This is a genomic window from Paenibacillus sp. NMA1017 (assembly GCF_058895805.1).
Map to the genome: position 1 here is coordinate 1 of NZ_JBZXYR010000025.1, position 19,937 is coordinate 19,937.

At 49.5% G+C, this 19,937-nt stretch carries 4 protein-coding genes and 1 rRNA gene; all 5 read right to left on the reverse strand.

The annotated features are described in order from the left end of the window. Window positions 1-14,067: amino acid adenylation domain-containing protein (locus AC5ELV_RS25965; protein WP_493432417.1), on the reverse strand; the 14,067-nt coding region annotated here is incomplete at its 3' end. Window positions 14,068-14,117: 50 nt separating this feature from the next. Then, window positions 14,118-15,983: an ABC transporter ATP-binding protein gene (locus AC5ELV_RS25970; RefSeq protein ID WP_493432418.1), complete on the reverse strand. Its 1,866-nt coding sequence runs from the start codon at window positions 15,981-15,983 to the stop codon at window positions 14,118-14,120. Further along, a complete protein-coding gene (locus AC5ELV_RS25975) occupies window positions 15,958-17,853 on the reverse strand; it encodes an ABC transporter ATP-binding protein (RefSeq protein ID WP_493432419.1) in 1,896 nt (631 codons plus the stop codon). Before AC5ELV_RS25975 ends, AC5ELV_RS25970 begins: the two co-directional genes overlap by 26 nt. Before the next feature lie 215 nt (window positions 17,854-18,068). After that, on the reverse strand, window positions 18,069-18,890 hold the full coding sequence (locus AC5ELV_RS25980) for a thioesterase II family protein (RefSeq protein WP_493432420.1): 822 nt from the start codon (window positions 18,888-18,890) through the stop codon (window positions 18,069-18,071). Window positions 18,891-19,848: 958 nt separating this feature from the next. Next, window positions 19,849-19,937, reverse strand: a 5S ribosomal RNA gene (gene rrf / locus AC5ELV_RS25985); the annotation flags it as partial.

Below are 19,937 nucleotides of genomic sequence, written 5' to 3' on the forward strand. Positions count from 1 at the left end.
TTCCCCAACCGTCTGGGTCTGCTCCTTAATCGTATCTAGCTGCTCCAGTGTCAGGCCTTTAAACAGCACATCACTTGGAGTCAATTCGGTATGCTCCCGTGTGACACAATGCTCGATCACTTCAAGCAGATTGGATTTCAGCAGATTGGCTAGCATGTGGACGGTGTCCTTACGGAAGGCTTTGCCGTTATACCGAATGTCCAGTTCCAGAATGCCGTGCGTAACGATTCCACTCACATCCAGAGCATATTTCATCTTCGTCCGGTCACTAACGACCGATCCAATTGAGTAAGGAGACCTACGCATACCGCTGGTGTGCAAGTCCTGATCCAGCTGGCCGAGATAGTTAAAGCTCACCTGCGGCTCGGCAAAAGCTTGCTGTTGACCAGGATGCAGTGCATCTGCTTGCTGACTGGCGACTTGGCCGGATTCACTCAAATATCTCCACATACCGTAGCCCATTCCTTTATTCGGAATATGGCGCAAACTCTCTTTGACCTGTTTGATGCGTCCCGATAAAGTAGGATCACTGCCCATGTCCAGCCATACCGGATATGGACTCGTAAACCAGCCTACCGTACGAGAAATGTCCGTATCCGGCAAAATGTTCTCACGCCCGTGTCCCTCTAAATGAATCAGGCTGCGTTCATGACCCGTCCACGTGTACAGCATCATGCCCAGTGCCGTCAGAAGCAGATCGTTCACTTCCGTGTTATATGCGCGGTGTGCTTGTTTCAATAGTCTCTCTGTTTCTTCTTCCGTAAGCTGGAAGGCCACTGTATCCGTGTCAGCCAAGGTAAAGGGCTCAGCCTGCGCTTGATCCTCAGGCAAACGTACTTGGTCAGCCCAAGCGGCTGCGTTCCATTGCTCCCAGTAGGCGTGTTCACTGTCCATAGCTGTGCTATTCGCATAGGTGGAAAGTTGCCCAGACCAGGAACGGAAGGAATCCGTTTTGTCCGGCAGCTGAAGCACCTCTCCACGAATGGCCTGTTCATAGGCAGTAGCCAAATCCTCAAACAAAATACGCCAGGATACCCCGTCCACCACCAAATGGTGAATCGCCATCAGGAGATGGTCCCCATCTGCACAGTGGAACAAACCAGCCTTTAACAGCGGTCCTTCTTGGAGCTGGATACTGCTTTGAATTTCACTGGATTTCGCCTCAATTACCGCGCTGAGCATGGCTTCATCCGTCAAATCCCTAAAGTCCAGCACGTCCAGATGATACAGCTCGCCTTCCTGTATTCCACGGTTCCATGCTTTATAGCCTTGCTCGGTCTTGCTGAACACCATCCGCAGTGCATCATGATGCTCTGTCAGTTTGATAAGCGCCTGACGCAGAGCAGCTTCGTCAAAACCCTGCTCCCGGTGCAGCATCACGGCCTGATTAAAGTGATGCGCATCCACTTGGGCCTGCGCAAAGAACCCATGCTGGATCGGAAGCAACGCCGTTTCTCCGCTCACTTCTCCCTGATCTGCCATACGACTGACCTCGTGCATATGCGGTGCCAGGGTTGCAACGATGGGATAGCGGAACAAATCCTTCATGTCCAGCTTGTAGCCTGCCTGGAACGCACGGGACACGATTTGAATCGCCTTGATCGAATCACCGCCTAGGTCAAAGAAATTGTCCAACATACCGACGGTTGGCACGCCCAGGACGGACTGCCAGATCGCTACGAGTGTTCGTTCTGTTACAGTGCGTGGCGCTGCATAATCCGCTCCGCTGTGCAAACTGCCTTCTGGTGCTGGCAGGGACTTGCGGTCGATTTTACCGTTCGGTGTCAGCGGCATCTGCTCCAACCAGATGAAATACGACGGCATCATATAGCTTGGCAGCTCTTGTCCCAGCTCATGTCTCAGTTCACCGGCTCCAAGCTCTTGACTCGCCACGTAGTACGCCACGAGCTGTGTTTGGCCCGTTTCGTCCGTGCGTGCCATGATGACCGCTTCTTGTACCGACTCCACCTGCAGCAGCTGCGATTCGATCTCGCCCAGTTCGATCCGGTAGCCCCGGATTTTCACCTGATGGTCCATCCGACCCAAATATTCAATGTTGCCGTCTGGCATCCATCTTGCCAAATCGCCTGTACGATACATCCGCTCATGGTCTGCCTTGCCCCCAGCAAACGGATGATTTACAAATTTCTCGGCCGTCAGTTCTTCACGTTTCCAATACCCACGGGCCAATCCTTCCCCTGCAATACATAACTCACCCGGCACACCAACTGGCTGCAACTCCCCATTCGCATTCAGGATATAGATTTGGGTATTCGCGATAGGACGTCCGATATTAATGTGCTCCGCATGGGTCAGCTCCTGCACGGTCGACCACACCGTCGTTTCTGTAGGTCCGTACATGTTATAAATACGGGGACCATTTATTTCTTGCAGTGCTGCGAGCAGCTTGGACGGAAGGGCTTCGCCCCCGACCATCATTGACTTCACGCCTTGCAGCGCGCGGGAACCTGCTTCATGACCCAGCAGCATCTGTAACCGGGATGGGGTCATTTGCAACATCTCAATCGAATGTTGAGTAATCAACTCACCCAGTGCCTGAGGATTCACCTGATGCTGGCTGTCGCCAAGCACAACCGTCATTCCACCCAACAGGGGCAGGATGGTCTCTAAGACGAAAATATCGAATGAAATGGTCGTGAGGGACAAAATGGTTTGACTCGCTTCAAAGTCAATGACTTCGCGCATCCCGGTAATAAAATTGAGTACCGAGCGATGCTGAAGCATAACTCCTTTCGGATTTCCAGTTGAACCCGACGTATAGATGACGTAAGCCAAATGCTCGGGCCGGGCAATCGTCTCCAGGTTGCCGCTCTCTCCCTGATACAAAGCTGCATCCTCAAGAAACAGGGTATTGGCATGGCAATGATGCTCTTCTGCCAAATCACGAGTGGTCAGAAGCACTGCGGCCTCGCTGTCTTCCAGCATGTATGCAATACGAGAGGACGGAAATTCGGGATCAATCGGCACATAAGCACCACCTGCTTTGAGAACGGCCAGCAGACCTACGATCATTTCCACGGAGCGCTGCACCATCAGACCGACCAGTTTGTCAGGTCCTACTCCCTGTGCTTGAAGCATTCGTGCCAATGAATTTGCCCGTTCATTCAGCTCCCGATAAGTCAGACTCTGATGTCCAAACACCAATGCCACCTGATCTGGCGTACACTCCACCTGATCCTCGAACAGCTGATGGATCGTCTGTTTGGATGGAAATGCACAAGCAGTATCATTAAATGCGGCTGTAATTTGCTGTTTTTCCGCTGCTGTGAGTAGTTCCAGCTCTTCCACCCGAACATGCGGGTTGAGCGAAATTTGCTCCAGCAGGCGCGCAAAATGTCCATACAGACGTTCAATACCTGCTTGATCAAAGCTGAGCGTGTTATACATAAAACGAATCTTGATGCCTTCACCCGGCATCACGACGACGTTCAGGTCGTAGTTGGTTTCCTCTGTAGACACCACGTTCGAAATCGTAAATTTATCCTGTCCGTCACTGCCCAACTGCTCTACCTGCTGCTCCACCGGGTAATTTTCAAATATCATAATATGATTGATTAAATCCTGCTTCTGCCCGGTCAGTGCTTGAATTTCATATAGCGGGAACGCATCGTAGGCATTGGAAGCCAGCGCCTGCTGCTGTGTTCGTTTCATCAGCTCGACAAAGCTTCCACCTGGTTCAGACTGCACACGCACTGGAACTGTATTGATAAATAGCCCGATCATGTGCTCCACGCCTGGAATATCCCCTGGACGACCGGACACAACGCTGCCAAACACGACATCCGTACTGTTATTATACTTCTGCAACAGAACGCCCCATACCGTCTGAATCAGCGTATTGATCGTGACCTGATTTTGTTTTGCCACCCGTTCGATCTGGGCAACCAACTCTGGCTGGAATTCGCAATCCAGATCTTCAGCGACATATTCCCCGGTGTGCATCGATTTCGGCTGTGCTTTTTGCTGCGGAAGCGTAATTTGCTGCTCATAGTCCGCCAGATACCCACGCCAGTATTGCAGTGCTGCCTCACGGTCCTGACGTTCCAGCCATTCAATAAATCGACTGAACGGCGTGACAGGCTCCAGCGCTGGCTCATGGCCCGCGCGCAGAGCCAGATAGCTGCCGAATACCTCCTGTGTCATAAAGGACAAGCACCAGCCATCCATCAAAATGTGATGGAAGCTCCAAACAAAGTGATACGCTTCATCCCCGGTTTGCAGAATAGAGATACGAATGAGTGCATCTTCAGCGAGATGGAATCCTTTCGCTTTATCCTCGATGACAAAAGCTTCAACACGAGCTTTACGTTCCTCTTTTTCCAACCCGCGTAAGTCTTCATAGTACAATTCTCCGCTGCGGTCACGGAAGACAACCTGCACAGGCTCATCCTTCCATGAACTGATAAAGTTCGTCCGTAATGCCTCATGACGTTGGACGAGCAGATCAAAGCTTTTGCTGAAAGCAACCACATCAAACCGTCCATTCAATTCAAAGGTGGCCTGCTCAAAATAAGCTGCCGAACTCTCATCCATTAGACTGAAGAAGAGCATACCTTTTTGCATCGGCGTCAAAGCATACACATTTTCCAGTTCGCCCAGATCTCGCGTATCTTCCACCAATTGCTCCAGCTCGTCTAGCGTTACATGTTTTAGCAGCACATCACTTGGGGTCAGCACCGTTCTCTCTTGGGTGACACAATGATGAATGACTTCACGCAAGCCGGATGCCAGCAGTTCTCCCAGCCGCTCCATCGTTTCATGACGAAACTGCGTTGTACCGTAGCGAATCGTGAACACCAACTCGCCATCCTCGATTAATCCGTTGATATCCAGTGCAAAATCCATAGCCGCGTTCGTGCTGACAGGCACACCAATGGAATAGGAGGAAGGCTGTAGATCATTACCTTTATAATCCTGATCGAATTGGCCCAGATAGTTAAAACTGATCTCAGGCTGCGCCTGTAACTGCACGTCTGCTTTCTCCAAAACATTCGCATCCGACAGGTATCGTAAAATACCATAGCCGATGCCTTTTTGCGGAATATGGCGCAGCCCTTCCTTGATCCGTTTGATCAGACGAGCGGTATGTCCCCCTTGTCCCAGACTTCCATCCAGTACAATCGGGAATTGGCTCGTAAACCAGCCGACCGTGCGCGTAATATCCACGTCCGGTACAACGGCTTCCCGTCCATGGCCCTCCAGGTTGACCAACACCCGTTCAGAACCGGACCATTCATACACGGCTTTTCCGAGTGCAGCCAGCAACAGGTCATTCATTTCCGTGTTGTATGCGCGATGTGCTTGTTTGAGCAGCTGCTCGGTTTCCTGCTTCGTCCAGCGGACCGTCACTACCTCGCTGTCTCCAAGCAGAGCATTGTCATTTGCAAAATCCTTTGGCAAAGGCTTCGCAAGACTGGCTTCTGCTTGTTCGATATGCTGCCAGTATGCGAGCTCCCGCTCTATCGTCGCACTATTCGCGTAGGCTGACAGCTGTTTGGCCCATACCTGGAACGAATCTGTTTTATGTGGCAGTCGAATAGCTTTGCCTGTTTTACCTGCAACAGCCTGCTCATAACCGGATGCCAAATCCTCCAGTAAAATACGCCACGATACGCCGTCCACAACCAGATGATGAATGACGATTAGCAAATGGTCGCCCTCAGCGCAATGGAACAGACCAAGCTTCACAAGTGGACCCTCGCTCAAATGGATGCCGGCTTGAATTTCACTCGCCTTGACTTCGATAGCGGCAGATTCGTCCTCAATTCCGCTAAAATCTACAATGTCCAGTGTGTATAGCTCGCCTTCCTCCACACTCCAATTCCAAGCGGCATAGCCCTGCTCCGTCTCATGGAATACCGTGCGCAATGCGTCATGATGCTGGACAATACGTTCCATCGTATGGCGCAGCGCGTCGACGTCAAAGCGCCCAGCTCGATACAGCATCATGGCCTGGTTGCTGTGGTGCAGGTCTACCGGCTGCTGCTCGAAGAACCATCGCTGAATAGGTGTCAGATCTACCTGGCCTACTGCCTCTTCCTGACTGGCAAGCTTGCCATCTGTACGAAGCAAAGGACTGAGTGACGCTACCGTCGGATTGCTGAACAAATCCTTCATGTCCAGTCGATACCCTGCTTGCAGCAATCGGGAGGATACTTGCAGCGCTTTGATCGAATCCCCGCCGAGCTCGAAGAAATTATCCTGCGTGCCTACCGCTTCCACGCCGAGCACCCCGGCCCATACCGCAGCCAGCACTTGCTCCACCGTGGTACGCGGTGCCACATAAGCTGCACCCGTATGGATGCTTCCTTCCGGTTCCGGCAAGGCCTTGCGGTCGATTTTTCCATTGTGGGTCAGTGGGATCGTCTCCAGTCGCATCAACCGTGCAGGCACCATGTGCGCTGGCAGCCCGGCTTCCAGCTCGGCCTGTACCTCCTCGATCCGCAGCTCGGCTTCTCCCGTGATGTATCCGCACAAATACTTGTGTCCACGTTCGTCCGTCCGGTCGATGACTACCGCTTGACGCACGCCCGGCACCCGCTGGATTGCCGTTTCAATCTCGCCTAGCTCGATCCGGTAACCCCGGATTTTGACCTGATAATCCATCCGGCCGATAAAGTCCACATTGCCGTCCGGCATCCACCGCGCCAAGTCACCTGTGCGGTACAATCGTTCACCTGGCACGAACGGATTGGCCGCGAATTTCTCGGCGGTCAGGTCCGCACGATTCAGGTAGCCTCGTGCTACCCCAGCACCGCCAATGCATAGCTCACCCAGCACACCGATCGGCACTGGATTCAGCTGGCTGTCCAAGATGTAAAAGCGTGCGTTCAGCCACGCCTGACCAATCGGCACACTGCCGCTATTTGGCAGCTTCGACAGTTCTTCGTCGTAGAAGCTGGAGTCGATCGCCGCTTCCGTGACGCCGTAGCTGTTGATAATGCGAACATACGCGCCAAACCGTTCTTGCAGCACCCGATAATCCGTCACGCTGCAGCTGTCCGAGCTGGTGATCAGCAATTCCAGACTGCTCATGTCCAGACCGTGTTCATGCACATGCTGCATGAACGGTACGATCAAGGCCGGGGTCGATTCGAACACCGTAATCTGGTAGTCGCGAATCCAGCCATATAGACGGCTTGGATCAATCCGGTCATTTTTCGGACAAATGACCATCGTGCCGCCGTTATAAAGCGTCCGCGCGATATCCCCGACGAATACGTCGAAGGAGAAGCTTGCCAGTTGCAGCAACCGTACCGGAAACTGGTTCAGACGGTAATCCCGGCGGTAGGCCGTGGCAGTGTTTACCAGACTGTGATGCTCGATCATGACCCCTTTCGGGCGTCCCGTTGTACCGGACGTATAGATCACATACGCCAGATCCTGCGGCTCATTGATATGTTCCACATCCGTGGCATCCCCGGTATACAGCGACTCATCGTCCAGCGCCAGTACGGTGTGCAGACGCAGTCCCGTTGCGGGTTCGGATGCTGCTTCGCTATCAGATGACGAATCTGATTTCAAGCTTAATCCCTCATTAAGGCTGTCTCTTTCCATCGTTTCAATGCTAACCGCCGTTTCCAGCTCACCCTCAGCCTTTCCTTCGGCCAAAGCCCATCGGCTTTCCTCCAGCCATGCTTGGGCACGCTCCTGCAAACCGGTTTGAGTCAGTAGCACTGTCGCACCGCTGTCCTCCAGCATGAAACGAATGCGTTCGGACGGATAATCCGCATCTAACGGTACATATGCCCCGCCGGCTTTCCATACTGCCAATACGCCAACCAGCATGTCCACCGAGCGCTCGCTCAAAATACCAACAATGGATTCGCGCCCAATGCCTTCATTCCGCAATCTACGAGCAAGTTGGTTCCCACGCTCGTTCAGCTCGCGATACGTAAGCTGCCGCTCCTCGTATACAACTGCCACGTGATCCGGCACAAGCTGCGCTTGTTCTTCCACATAGGCGTGGGACAACCCTTCTGATTGCTTTTCATCAATCCATGCAGATACACCAACGGAACCAAAGCCGTCGATGATTTTCGCTTTTTCCGCAACAGTCACCAATTCAAGCTCATCCACCAGTGCATCTGGTCTGTGAATCGCTTCTTCAATAATATGCAGCAAATGCTTACGGATTTGCTCGACAGCTGTGCGTTCCAACACCTGCGCGTTGTACTCCAAATGGACATGGATTTCATCACCCGGCACAACGGTAATGTTGAAATCATAGTTCGTTTGCTCCGATACGGAAGCATTGGCAATCGTAAAACCATTCGTACCACGGCTACCCATGTGCTCCATGCGCTGTTCCACTGGGTAGTTTTCAAACACCATAATATGGTTCACCAGGTCCTGTTTTTGCTCTGTCAGGGCCTGAATTTCATATAACGGATAGGTTTCATAGGCACGGGAAGCCAGTGCCTGCTCCTGTATCTGCTTCATTAACGCAGCAAACGTCATATCTTTCTCACTGTGAATCCGTACAGGAACCGTATTAATGAACAAACCAATCATTTTATCGATGCCCGGAATATCCGCTGATCTGCCGGATACGACACTGCCAAATACAACATCCCGGCTGTTGTTATACCGTTGCAGCACAACGCCCCACGCTGCTTGCAGGAGTGTGTTGACCGTCACTTGCTTTTGCTTAACCAGCTTGTTCATCCGTTCCGTCACTTCGCGGTCCAATGTAAACGAAAGCTTATCCGCTTCATATTCTTTCGCGTGACCGTCCAGCTGTTTTGCCTGCGGCAATACCGTCTGTTGCTCAAAATCAGCAAAATAATTACTCCAGAACCGTTCAGCCTCTGCTTTGTCCTGCCGCTCCAGCCATTCAATATATTCGCTGTATGGCGTTACCTGGACAAGCTCCGGCTTGCGATCTTCGAGGATGGCAAAGTACGTATTAAATGCTTCCCCCACAACTAGGAACAAGCACCAGCCGTCCATCAAAATATGGTGGAAGCTCCACACAAAACGGTACGATTCCTCGCCTGTACGCAAAACAGACACCCGCATCAGCTCGCCTGAACTGAAATTAAAGCCTTCGGCTTTGTCACGCTCAGCAAAATCAGCAATGTATGCGTCCTGCTCTCCTTGCCCCAGTGAACGCACATCTTCAAAACGGAATCCAGCCGCTTTATGGCGGTACACCACCTGTAAAGGCAGCTCATTCCAGCCGCTATAAAAATTCGTTCTGAAAATTTGATGGCGATCCACCAGTTGATTTAAGCTTTCGGCAAAAGCCTCCACTTGAAAGCTGCCTTGCAGATCAAATGTCGCCTGCTCAAAGTACGCCCCGGATTTCGGCTCCATTAAGCCGTGGAACAGGATGCCTTTTTGCATGGGTGTTAACGAATAAATATTTTCCAGTTCTCCCGCAGCAGCCGTCTGCTCTACAATATGATCCAGTTCTCCAGCCGTCAGTCCTTGGAAGGACAAGTCGCTTGGCGTCAGCTCTGGCAACTCTTTTTCCACACAGTGAGCCAATACCTCACGCAAGCTCTCCTGAAGCAGATCAGCCAGCTTTTTGATTGACTTTTTCATGAACGTTTTGTTGCTGTAGCTGATCGTCAGTTCCAGTGCACCGTCCGTGATCATGCCGTTGATATCCAGAGCATACCGCTTGGTTAACGTGTCACTAATGGAAGCTCCGATGGAATAAGGAGACATGCGAAAGGCATTATTCTTTAAATCCTGATCAAATTGTCCGAGATAGTTAAAGCTAATTTCCGGCTCGGCGACAAAAGCGGCTTCCCCTTCCCTAGGCGCAGAAAGATATCTCAAAATCCCGTATCCAATTCCTTTATGCGGCAAACGGCGCAGTCCTTCTTTGACGTTCTTGACACGCCGTCCCACATTCCGATCCTCGCCCATATCGAGTACAACCGGGAATTGGCTGGTAAACCAACCGATCGTACGCGTAATATCCACATCCGGCAAAATGGCTTCCCGACCATGACCCTCCAGATTTACAAGCACCTGACGAATACCTGCCCACTCCTGAATAGCAGTTCCCAGCGCTGTCAACAACAGGTCGTTCGCTTCCGTATTGTAGGCACGATGAGCTTGTTTCAAGAATTGTTCCGTTTCTTCTACCGTCCACGCTACTGTCAGTGTCCGATCATCGCGAAGCTGTGGCTTGACCTGAGATTTACGAGTGTAATCTTTAGGCAAGGATGCCTGACTCTTCCCTGCTTGCTCAATCTGCTCCCAATACGCACGCTCACTCTTCAACGCTGTGCTGTTCGCATAAGCTGACAGCTGGTCAGCCCACAGGCGGAAGGAATCTGTCTTATTAGGCAAACGGACAGACTCGTCCCGTAAAACCTGCTCATAGCCGGATGCCAGATCCTCCAGCAAAATACGCCAAGACACGCCATCGACCACCAAATGGTGAATCGCTATCAACAAATGGTCTCCATCGGTGCAACGGAACAGACCCAGCTTCACCAAAGGGCCTTCATCTAAACGGATACTGCTTTGAATTTCGCTGGATTTGTTCTCCAGCAAATGAGCAAAGTCAGACTCATTTGTAAAATCAACCACTTCGAGGCTGTACAGTTCCCCTTCTTGCACGCCACGGTTCCATGCTTCATACCCACCGTCCGCATTTTGGCGGAATACGATGCGCAAAGCATCATGGTGCTCGACAATGCGTTGCAGCGCCTGACGAAGCGCCGTTTCGTCCAATCGATCCTCACGATGCAGCATCAAAGCCTGGTTATAGTGCTCAGGATTGGATGGCTGCTGCTCAATGAACCAGTGTTGAATCGGTGTCAATGCCACGTTTCCACGGACTTCTCCTTGATCGGAAACGCGGGTCACCCGCTGCACCCGTCCATTCAGCTCAGCAATCGTCGGATACTGGAACAGCTCTTTCATTTCCAGCTTGTAACCATTTTGCAGCAGTCTTGAAGACACCTGGATGGCCTTAATCGAGTCGCCCCCCAGATGAAAAAAGTTATCCAGCACACCAATATGCTCAATACCAAGTACAGATTGCCACACGGACACTAGCGTCCGTTCTACCTCATTACGTGCGGCTACGTAATCCTCACCGGAATCCACGCTTCCCTCCGGTTGCGGCAACGCCCGACGATCCACTTTGCCATTTGGTGTCAACGGCAATTGCTCCAACTGCACAAAATATGACGGTACCATGTAACCCGGCAATTCTTGGCTCAAGGCGCTTCGCAGCTCACTAGCCGCGATGTCCGCAAGGGTGACTACATATGCGCAGAGCTGCTTTTGCCCCTGCTCATCCTCACGTGCGATAACGACGGCCTCTTGCACCGCCTCCAGCTTCAACAGCTGTGCTTCCACCTCGCCCAACTCAACCCGGTAGCCCCGAATTTTCACCTGTGCGTCGATCCGTCCTTTGTATTCCAACGTCCCGTCCTCATTCCAGCGCACCAAATCGCCTGTGCGGTAGCAGCGCTCTCCGCTGCGGAATGGGCTGTCTACAAACTTTTCAGCCGTTAAATCTGGACGGTTCCGGTAGCCACGTGCCACCCCGTCGCCGCCGACGATCAACTCACCCCATGCCCCAACAGGCTGCAGCTGCATGGAACGGTCTACGACATACGCTGTGGAGTTGTGGATCGGACGCCCAATCGGCACCGCTTCCAATTGCACACCGGTAATCGCATGAGTTGTAGAAAAAGTTGTATTTTCTGTCGGGCCATAGCCGTTAATGATCCGCAGGGACGGATGAGCCTCCATCACCCGGTTAATGTGCGGTACGGAAAGCACATCACCACCGACCAGCAGTTCTTGTACCCCCTCGAACAGTTCCAAGTCCTGCTGAGATAGCTGGTTAAAGAGCGGCGCAGTCAGCCACATTGTCGTGATACCATGGGTGCGCACGGCTTCCTTGAGCTTTGGAGCGTCCAAAATGACATCCTGACTTACCAGCACGAGCTGTCCACCATTCAATAGCGCACCCCAAATTTCGAAGGTGGACGCGTCAAAGACAACGGCGCCGGTTTGCAAAATGCGTGTATCAGCATCTAATTGCGCATAGTTTGTATGTTTCACCAAACGCACGACATTGCGATGTTCTACCATAACTCCTTTGGGCTGTCCGGTCGTGCCCGAAGTGTACATCAAATAAGCTAGTCGGTTTCCAAATTTACGTTCTTGTTCTCCAGCAGTGCTGTCTACGACAGACGAGGATGATTCCTTTAAAATCTCATTTTTCAGATTTGTATAATCGGTATAATCCGCATGATAAGCCTCGTTTCGCTCCCAATGTACGGTATTCAAGTCTTGGTCATTCTCTGCCCCGTACACCTTAGCATCGCTCAGATCCAGCACAATCCCGGTGTATTCCTCTGGTTGCTGTTCTGCACGCTGCACCAGCAGCAACTTCGCTCCCGAATCTTCCAACAGGTAACGTACACGTTCAGCCGGATAATCAGGATCAATTGGCACATATGCGCCGCCCGCTTTGAGAATCGCCAACATGCCGACGATCATATCCGTGGAACGCTCAGCAACGATGCCTACAGTTTGCTCGGCGGTAACACCGTGTCCGCGTAACGTGTGAGCCAGTCGATTTGCTCTTACATTCAGTTCGCCATAAGTTAAACGGGCATTTCCGAACACAACTGCTGTCTGATTCGGTGTACGTTCAGCCTGTTCCTCAAACAACTCATGAATGCCTGCTTCGTGTGGATATTCCACCGCTGTAGCATTGAATACGTCGAGGAATTGCGCCCGCTCTTCCTCACTGATCAGCGACAATTCCTGTATCCGCTTGTGTGGGCCCTGCACCATATGCTCCGCCACACTCAAAAATTGTCGAATAATTCGAGCAATTTCCTGTTCACTAAACAGCTCGGTACGATAATCCAGGTACAGCACGAGTCTATCGTCATCCAGCATTTCAACCATGTGAATATCGAAGTCGTTCACCGTATCTCCGCAGAAATCGTTATCTACCTGCTGAATCGCTTCATCAAACCGGGAGAAACTCAAGGTACGGTACTGAATAGAAGCACCAAACAGACGCTGAATGTCCAAACTGCTTTGCTGTTCACGCAAATCCTGAATAATTTTGTTGTACGGGTAACGCTGATGCCGCAAAATGGATGCCTGCTCCTTCCCTACACCCTGCAGGAAGGTCAGCAGTTCGGATTCTGGTTCGACCAACAGACGCGTAGCCACGGTGCTGACGAACATACCGATGGTATCCTTTTCCTTCTTAGACGTACGGTTGGCATAGAGTGTCCCCACGGTTAAGTCCTGCTCTCCCGTCACTTTATGCAAATAAATATACAGAGCCGCTAGGAAGAACGTGAAAATACTAATTTTATGTTCCTCGCAAAAAGCCGTAACACCACGATACAACTCATGTTCCAGTATAAAGCTCTCCCGGCGTGCAGCTGTGCTCAGTGTCAGCGGGTTATATGATTTTAAACCTGTAGTCTCTGGCAAATCGGCAAACTTTTCAGTCCAGTACGTTTTGTCCTTTTGATAACGGTCTGATTGCTCATAGCTTTGCTCTACCTGGATAAAATCCAGATAAGGATTGCCCTTGGTCGGCGTATCCTGACCTGTACCATGCACAATATCCATATAATGTCCGGTGATTTCATTAATGGCCTGATTCATGGACACGCCGTCTGAAATAATATGATGCATTTTAAAATTAAACCAGGTTTCTTCTGCCCCGAGCTGTAAGATAACAAATCGGTACAGCTGTGAATCCAACAATGAGAACGGCTGTGGATTATGACGCTTTAACCATACATTCGCTTCTTCCGGGGTAACTTGGATCGTTTCTATACTTTCTGCCGTAAACGGCTCTACATATTGATACGGAATCCCATCTTGAGCAGTAATTTTGATACGGAAGGAATCATTTTGGGCAATAACCCGGTTCATTGCTTGTTGCAAGGCATCTATACGAACAGTTCCCCTGATTTTTACTGTTGCTATAATTGTTGATGTGTTCCGATTAGGATACAGAAGCTCCGTGTACCAAATCCGTTGCTGTGGCTGGCTTAGCGAAAACAATTGAACATCTTGCTGTGTCATCCGTCTCTCTCCTCGCAAAATAGATATTGGTAAAAAGGAAATTCGCATATTTATGCGGTTTGTTCCTCGGGATGCTTTCGAAATTGAAGCTCATACAGCTCTGCATAATGACCGCCCTCGGCAAGGAGCTGATCATGGGTCCCCTGCTCTTTCAGTTCGCCATCGGCAAGCACACAGATCGTATCCGCCCGTTCAATCGTAGACAATCGATGGGCAATAACTAATGTCGTACGATCCTTCATCAGCTCATTTAAGCCCTGTTGGACTTCATATTCCGATTCTGCATCCAAAGCCGAGGTCGCTTCATCCAATAGCAAAATCGGTGCATTTTTGAGCAAAGCACGGGCAATTGCGATCCGCTGTCTTTGACCGCCGGACAAATTGGCTCCGCGTTCACCGACAATCGTGTCGTAACCCTCCGCAAGCTCGGCTATGAATCCGCTGGCATAGGCTGTTTTAGCCGCAGCCTCTACTTCCTCATCCGTGGCAGTCGGTGAGCCAAAACGGATATTATCCGCTACTGTACCGTGGAACAACGTAGCCTCCTGTGGTACATAGGCCATCAAATCCCTGACCTCATCCAACGGAAATTCTTCTGCCAAGCGACCACGAACCCGCAGCACACCTTCGTCCGGTGGGTAAAATCCCAGCAACAGCTTCATGACTGTACTTTTGCCACCACCGCTCGGGCCGACAAGCGCGGTTACCTGCCCTTCCGGCACGACCAAGTTTAACCTTTGCAGCGTTGGATGGTTAGGCTGATAGCCAAAGGTGATGTCGTGCAGTTCCAGCGCAGCCGGAGTCTGTTCAATGGCGTGGTCTGAACGCAAGGTCTCAACATCGCCATAAAATTCCCCAGATTCACGGGCTGATAAAGCTGCCGTCTCGGAATCGATAATCCTAGTCAGCGGTCCCTTCTTTTTAGCCGCGGGGAACTGCTCTTCTTCCTTCGATTCATCCAGAATTTCGCGGATACGTGCCAAGCCTGCCAAGGAGTTTTGTAACAGTGTTACAGCCGCCCCTAACTCCAAAAATACCGTTGAAATACCGGTTTGCAGCTGCACAATCTGTCCTAGTACTCCCAGTTCCATTTGCTTCTGCGAAACCAGAATTAATCCGGCGACAAGCACACCGCCCAGCGTAATGAATTCAATGACAAAATTGCACATATCCTGCAAGCCCATATGACGTCCCTGCCGGATGCTGATGCGGTTTATGTCCTCGCTTGCATCGTTACAAAGTCCACCTACCTTTGTCTTCAACCCAAACAACTTCACCGTCTGCAAACCGGAGAGCAAATCACTCAATCGTTCTGTGAACCTGCTCATCCGCCCCTGTAACTCTTCACTCGTCTTTCGCATTTTCTTCGCGAAATGAGCATTTATCCAGGCTGAAGCCAGCCCAAGTACAATCGCCATAATCCCAAATCGCCAATCCAGAGCCATCAAAATGACCAACGAGCCCAAGAAAAGCGAAATTTCCAGTATAATCGAGCGGATATGAACGGTGTAAGCTTGCTCCAGCGCCTGTACATCGTTCGTCATACGGGATACAAGATCACCCGAATGGTGTTTTTCGGCTTTTTCGTACGATAGCTTGACAATGTGGCCAAATAGTTTCATTCGTACATCGGCAATCGCCAGCTTGACACACCGTTTATACATATAGCTGCACAGGGGGGAAATAAGACTTAATGCCAAAAATGTACCACTGACCAAATAGACCGCCCGGTATAGCTCCTGTACATCGCCATTAACCGCGAAATTCAGCAAATAATGCACCACAAAAGAAAGTAAAATCGTGATGCTGGCATTGGTCAGACTATTGCCAACCAGCCCGGTAAAATACCATTTTCGGTGCGGCTTCATCAGGGACATCAACTGCTTAAATTCATAAAACCCCTGCTTGAAGGTCACGACGCTCACCCCTTTCCTCAGGCAACGAATTACCATTTTTCGCCGTATGCTGTTCTTCTTCAAAATTTTTCAAATACAGCTTTCGGTACACACCATCACGACCTAGTAATTCCTCATGAGAACCCGATTCCACAATGCTCCCCTGATCGAGTACAATAATGCGGTTCGCCTGACGTACAGTTGACAGTCGGTGAGCAATGACCAGTACCGTCCGGTTTTGCATTACCGCATTCATCGCATTCTGCACCTGAGCCTCCGACTGACTATCGAGTGCTGAAGTCGGCTCGTCCAATAGAAGCAGCGGAGCATTTTTCAGTAATGCTCTTGCTATGGAAATACGCTGTTTTTGACCGCCAGACAATCCGCCTCCCCGCTCGCTCAACAGGGTTTCATAGCCCTCGGGAAGTTGAACAATAAAATCATGCGCATGTGCCGCTTTCGCCACCTCGACAATTTCTTCCCGAGTCGCCCCCAGACGTCCATATCCGATATTTTCTGCAATGGTGGCCGGAAAAAGCGACGGCTCCTGAGATACCATCGAAATATGACTGCGCAGGCTTGTTAAATTCCAATCTGTCAAACTCTTTCCAAATAATTGAATGGTTCCGGCATGCTCTCCAGGTTCATTAAATCCGCAAAGCAGCTTGAAAATCGTGCTTTTACCGCCACCGCTGGCACCGACAATCGCCACCATATCTCCTTGCCCTGCCTGGAAGCTGATATCCTTCAACACTGTGTTCCCTTCATCGTAGCCAAAGGTCAAATGCTCAAAGCTGACTACAGCAACACCATCAATGTCATCATCGCTTTCTGCTCCGCCTGCACTCATTCGGTTGGCTTCTCCATCTGCATCATCTTCCAAATGAGGCACCCTATTCTCTCGTCTCTGATCTACCAAGGCCATTTCGCCGTCCTGACGTTCATTTTGCCAATCCAGCACCTCAAACAAATGCTTTGCGGCTCCACCCGCTTCCTTCATTTGCGAAATGATTGTCGGCAGCATGGCAATCGGCTGCAATATGAACGAAATCAGGTATAAAAAAAGTACAATGCCTCCAGCATTCAGCTCTCCTTGTTGTATCAGGTATCCTCCGTATACAATGACCAAAATAATCGGTGTTGCCAGCATCATCACACCTACCGGAGTAATGGCTGCATAGCGCTTTTCTAGCCTTAAGCCGCGCTTGACGACCTCCTCCATAATCACCATATACTTCTTCAACAGCACAGCTTGCATATTGAATGCCTTGACGATAGGAATTCCCCCGATCGCATCTTGCCCCACAGCGTTCAAATGAGCAATTTTCTCCTGAAGATCCTCGGAATATTTTTCAATTGGCTTGCTCATCAGTGATGTTATGATCATTCCTATTGGCATGAGCGCAAGACTTGCCAATATCAGTTTCCAGCTTGTCAGTAAAAGCAATATGAGTGATGCCGTAAACACAAGCGGTAAATAAAACAGATTGGAAAACTGCTGGATAAAAAAGTTCTGTAATACTGCCGTATTATTGGTTAGACGGGATACCAAATCTCCGGTAAATTTCCTTTCCACGCTGGAAACCGGTAAATCGCAAAACTTATGTACGAGATCGCCTCTCAAGTCGCGCAGAGCACTAACACTAAATCGCGCTGAAGCGTACCTCATCACAAACTTACAGGGCATTCCAATTAGCGTCATACCAACAACCAGATAGATCATGTTCTGGGTAGAGGAGAATGTCCCCTGTGCCATTTGCTCAATGGCCTTACCCAAAATAATGTCAATAGCTGCCAAACACAAGGAGGCGATCACCGTTATGAAAACCCATAGATTATATGGCCTTACATAACGTGCGAGTCTCCGAAAAGCAGAATTTGATCGAAACAAGGGCATCCCTCTTTTCGTTGCCCACACTTTTTCAGTGCGAACTTTTTATATTGGCTGTGGACGTCGTTGAGATAAACTCTGGGTTTGGATGCATGAGTATCCGTACAGAATAAAATGCGATTTTGAACTATGCTGGAATTTGCATCTTGGTTGTAGGTTGGTTGTCGATTGTTGTGAGATGGTAATAACGAAGTGTATCGTGATGTGTGGGATATTCAACTCTGTCTGAATCGTGGTTGTAGGGTGCTTGTGTTAGCTGCATGAGCTGCCGCCGCGTGGGCCATCGGTGAGGATGCGGAAAGAATGCTCTCGACTGCGCTCATAACCTCTTGTTCTTGATCATGGATGAAAAAGTGATTACCTTCGAACATCCGAACATCCATAGGTGATGTCGTATGCTGTTGCCAGGCATGGAGTGACTCTGTGCTAACCTCAAAATCCTTCATTCCGCCTAAAACGGTCATCGGGCATACCAGTGGATTTCCCGGCTGATAAACATAAGTTTCACACACCTTAAAATCTGCACGCAGACGAGGCATAATAATTTGCATCAATTCTGCATTTTGCAGCACCTCCTCCGGTGTTCCCTGCATTAAACGAAGCTCTTCGGTGAAAGAATCGTCTGCTAAATCATGGAGTTGTTTTTTGGAGTATGGAAGATGTGGTGCGGATTTACCAGATATGATGATATGCACAGGTAGCTTTCCAGTTTTGCTGTACAATTGCCGTGCTGTTTCAAATGCAATCAGTGCTCCCATACTGTGCCCAAAAAAAGCGAACGGCTTATGTATGTATGGAGCCATGGCGGGAACCAACGATTGAACAATGTCTTGAAGAGTATCCATTGGAGCTTCTGTTGAGCGGCTTTCACGTCCTGGAAGTTGTATAGGCAACACGGTAATATCAGGCGCAAACCTAGACTTCCAAGAGTTAAATATGTAAGCACCACCACCGGCGTAGGGGAAGCAAAATAGTTGGAGCTTCGCAGTCGGTTGGACCTCTGTTTTCGCGAACCAAGATTGTGATCGAGTTGTCATATGAATTCCTCCATCCTCTATGCAGTTCATAATTTTACAGTAAATCCTTATATCTCTTTTTTTCTTCCAACACTTTCTAACTGTTTTTAAATATACAAACTTTAAAACCGCCTGGCATGGGACAAAAGGGCTAAATTGATGGAGCTCATAAAAATAAAACAAAATCCATATTATGTTATTTGTTTCCAAACTTCAAAAGCAACAATTTCACTTTTTGTATTAGTTATCTGTCAATCATGATCTGTTAATTTAGTTTAAAACGAAATTTTAGGTTTTCACGAATTTTGTAAAACTAAACTCATTATGATTTACATTGAGGCTCCAACCCCTTACCCTACAACAATTTTATCTTTACATGCCATTAACATAAATGTAACAAATTCAACCTGATATCATCCGACAAATTCCGCCTTTTTTCGCAACTCTCTTCAATCTCCTAAATAATGGATTGAATTTGCATCAAGCTCACATAAGCCAAAATTAATAACTCTTTAATTTTGTAATAAATAGTGTTATTTCATAGTACTAAAGGACCGTATTTTGCATATTTTTTTCTGAGTCTTCGTCTAAAAAATTCAGTTTGGATTGAGTTTTGCTCTCCCAAAGGTATGAATTTTCTTTTCAGACTCTAATAGAAACGTTTCTATCTCGCTTCAAAAGTGCCTGTTCTCTAGAAATTTATAGCCTTACTTTTAATCTTTCACACCTTCAAAAAACACTAATGGCAAACAGCAAGTCTCCCTGTTGTTGAAGACTAGCTGTTTTATAAATTCATTATGTTTGACTTCACTATCGGTCGTATCCAGAGTGTTGTAAGTTTTATTGTAGTTATCCACCCAATCTTATTATTTAGTGGAGTTGAGTATACACATTGGTTTGTTGTATATTTTCCAAAACGCAAAAGCCTTATGGTATACAAAAAGAGCACAACCCGTTAAGGCTGTGCTCTTTTTATCGTGCTTGGCGACGTCCTACTCTCCCAGGACCCTGCGGTCCAAGTACCATCGGCGCTGGAGGGCTTAACGGTCGTGTTCGGGATGGGTACGT

Excerpts from the sequence above, each read along its gene's own strand:
- AC5ELV_RS25980 (WP_493432420.1), bottom strand. The coding sequence starts at position 18,890 with ATGACAACTCGATCACAATCTTGGTTCGCGAAAACAGAGGTCCAACCG.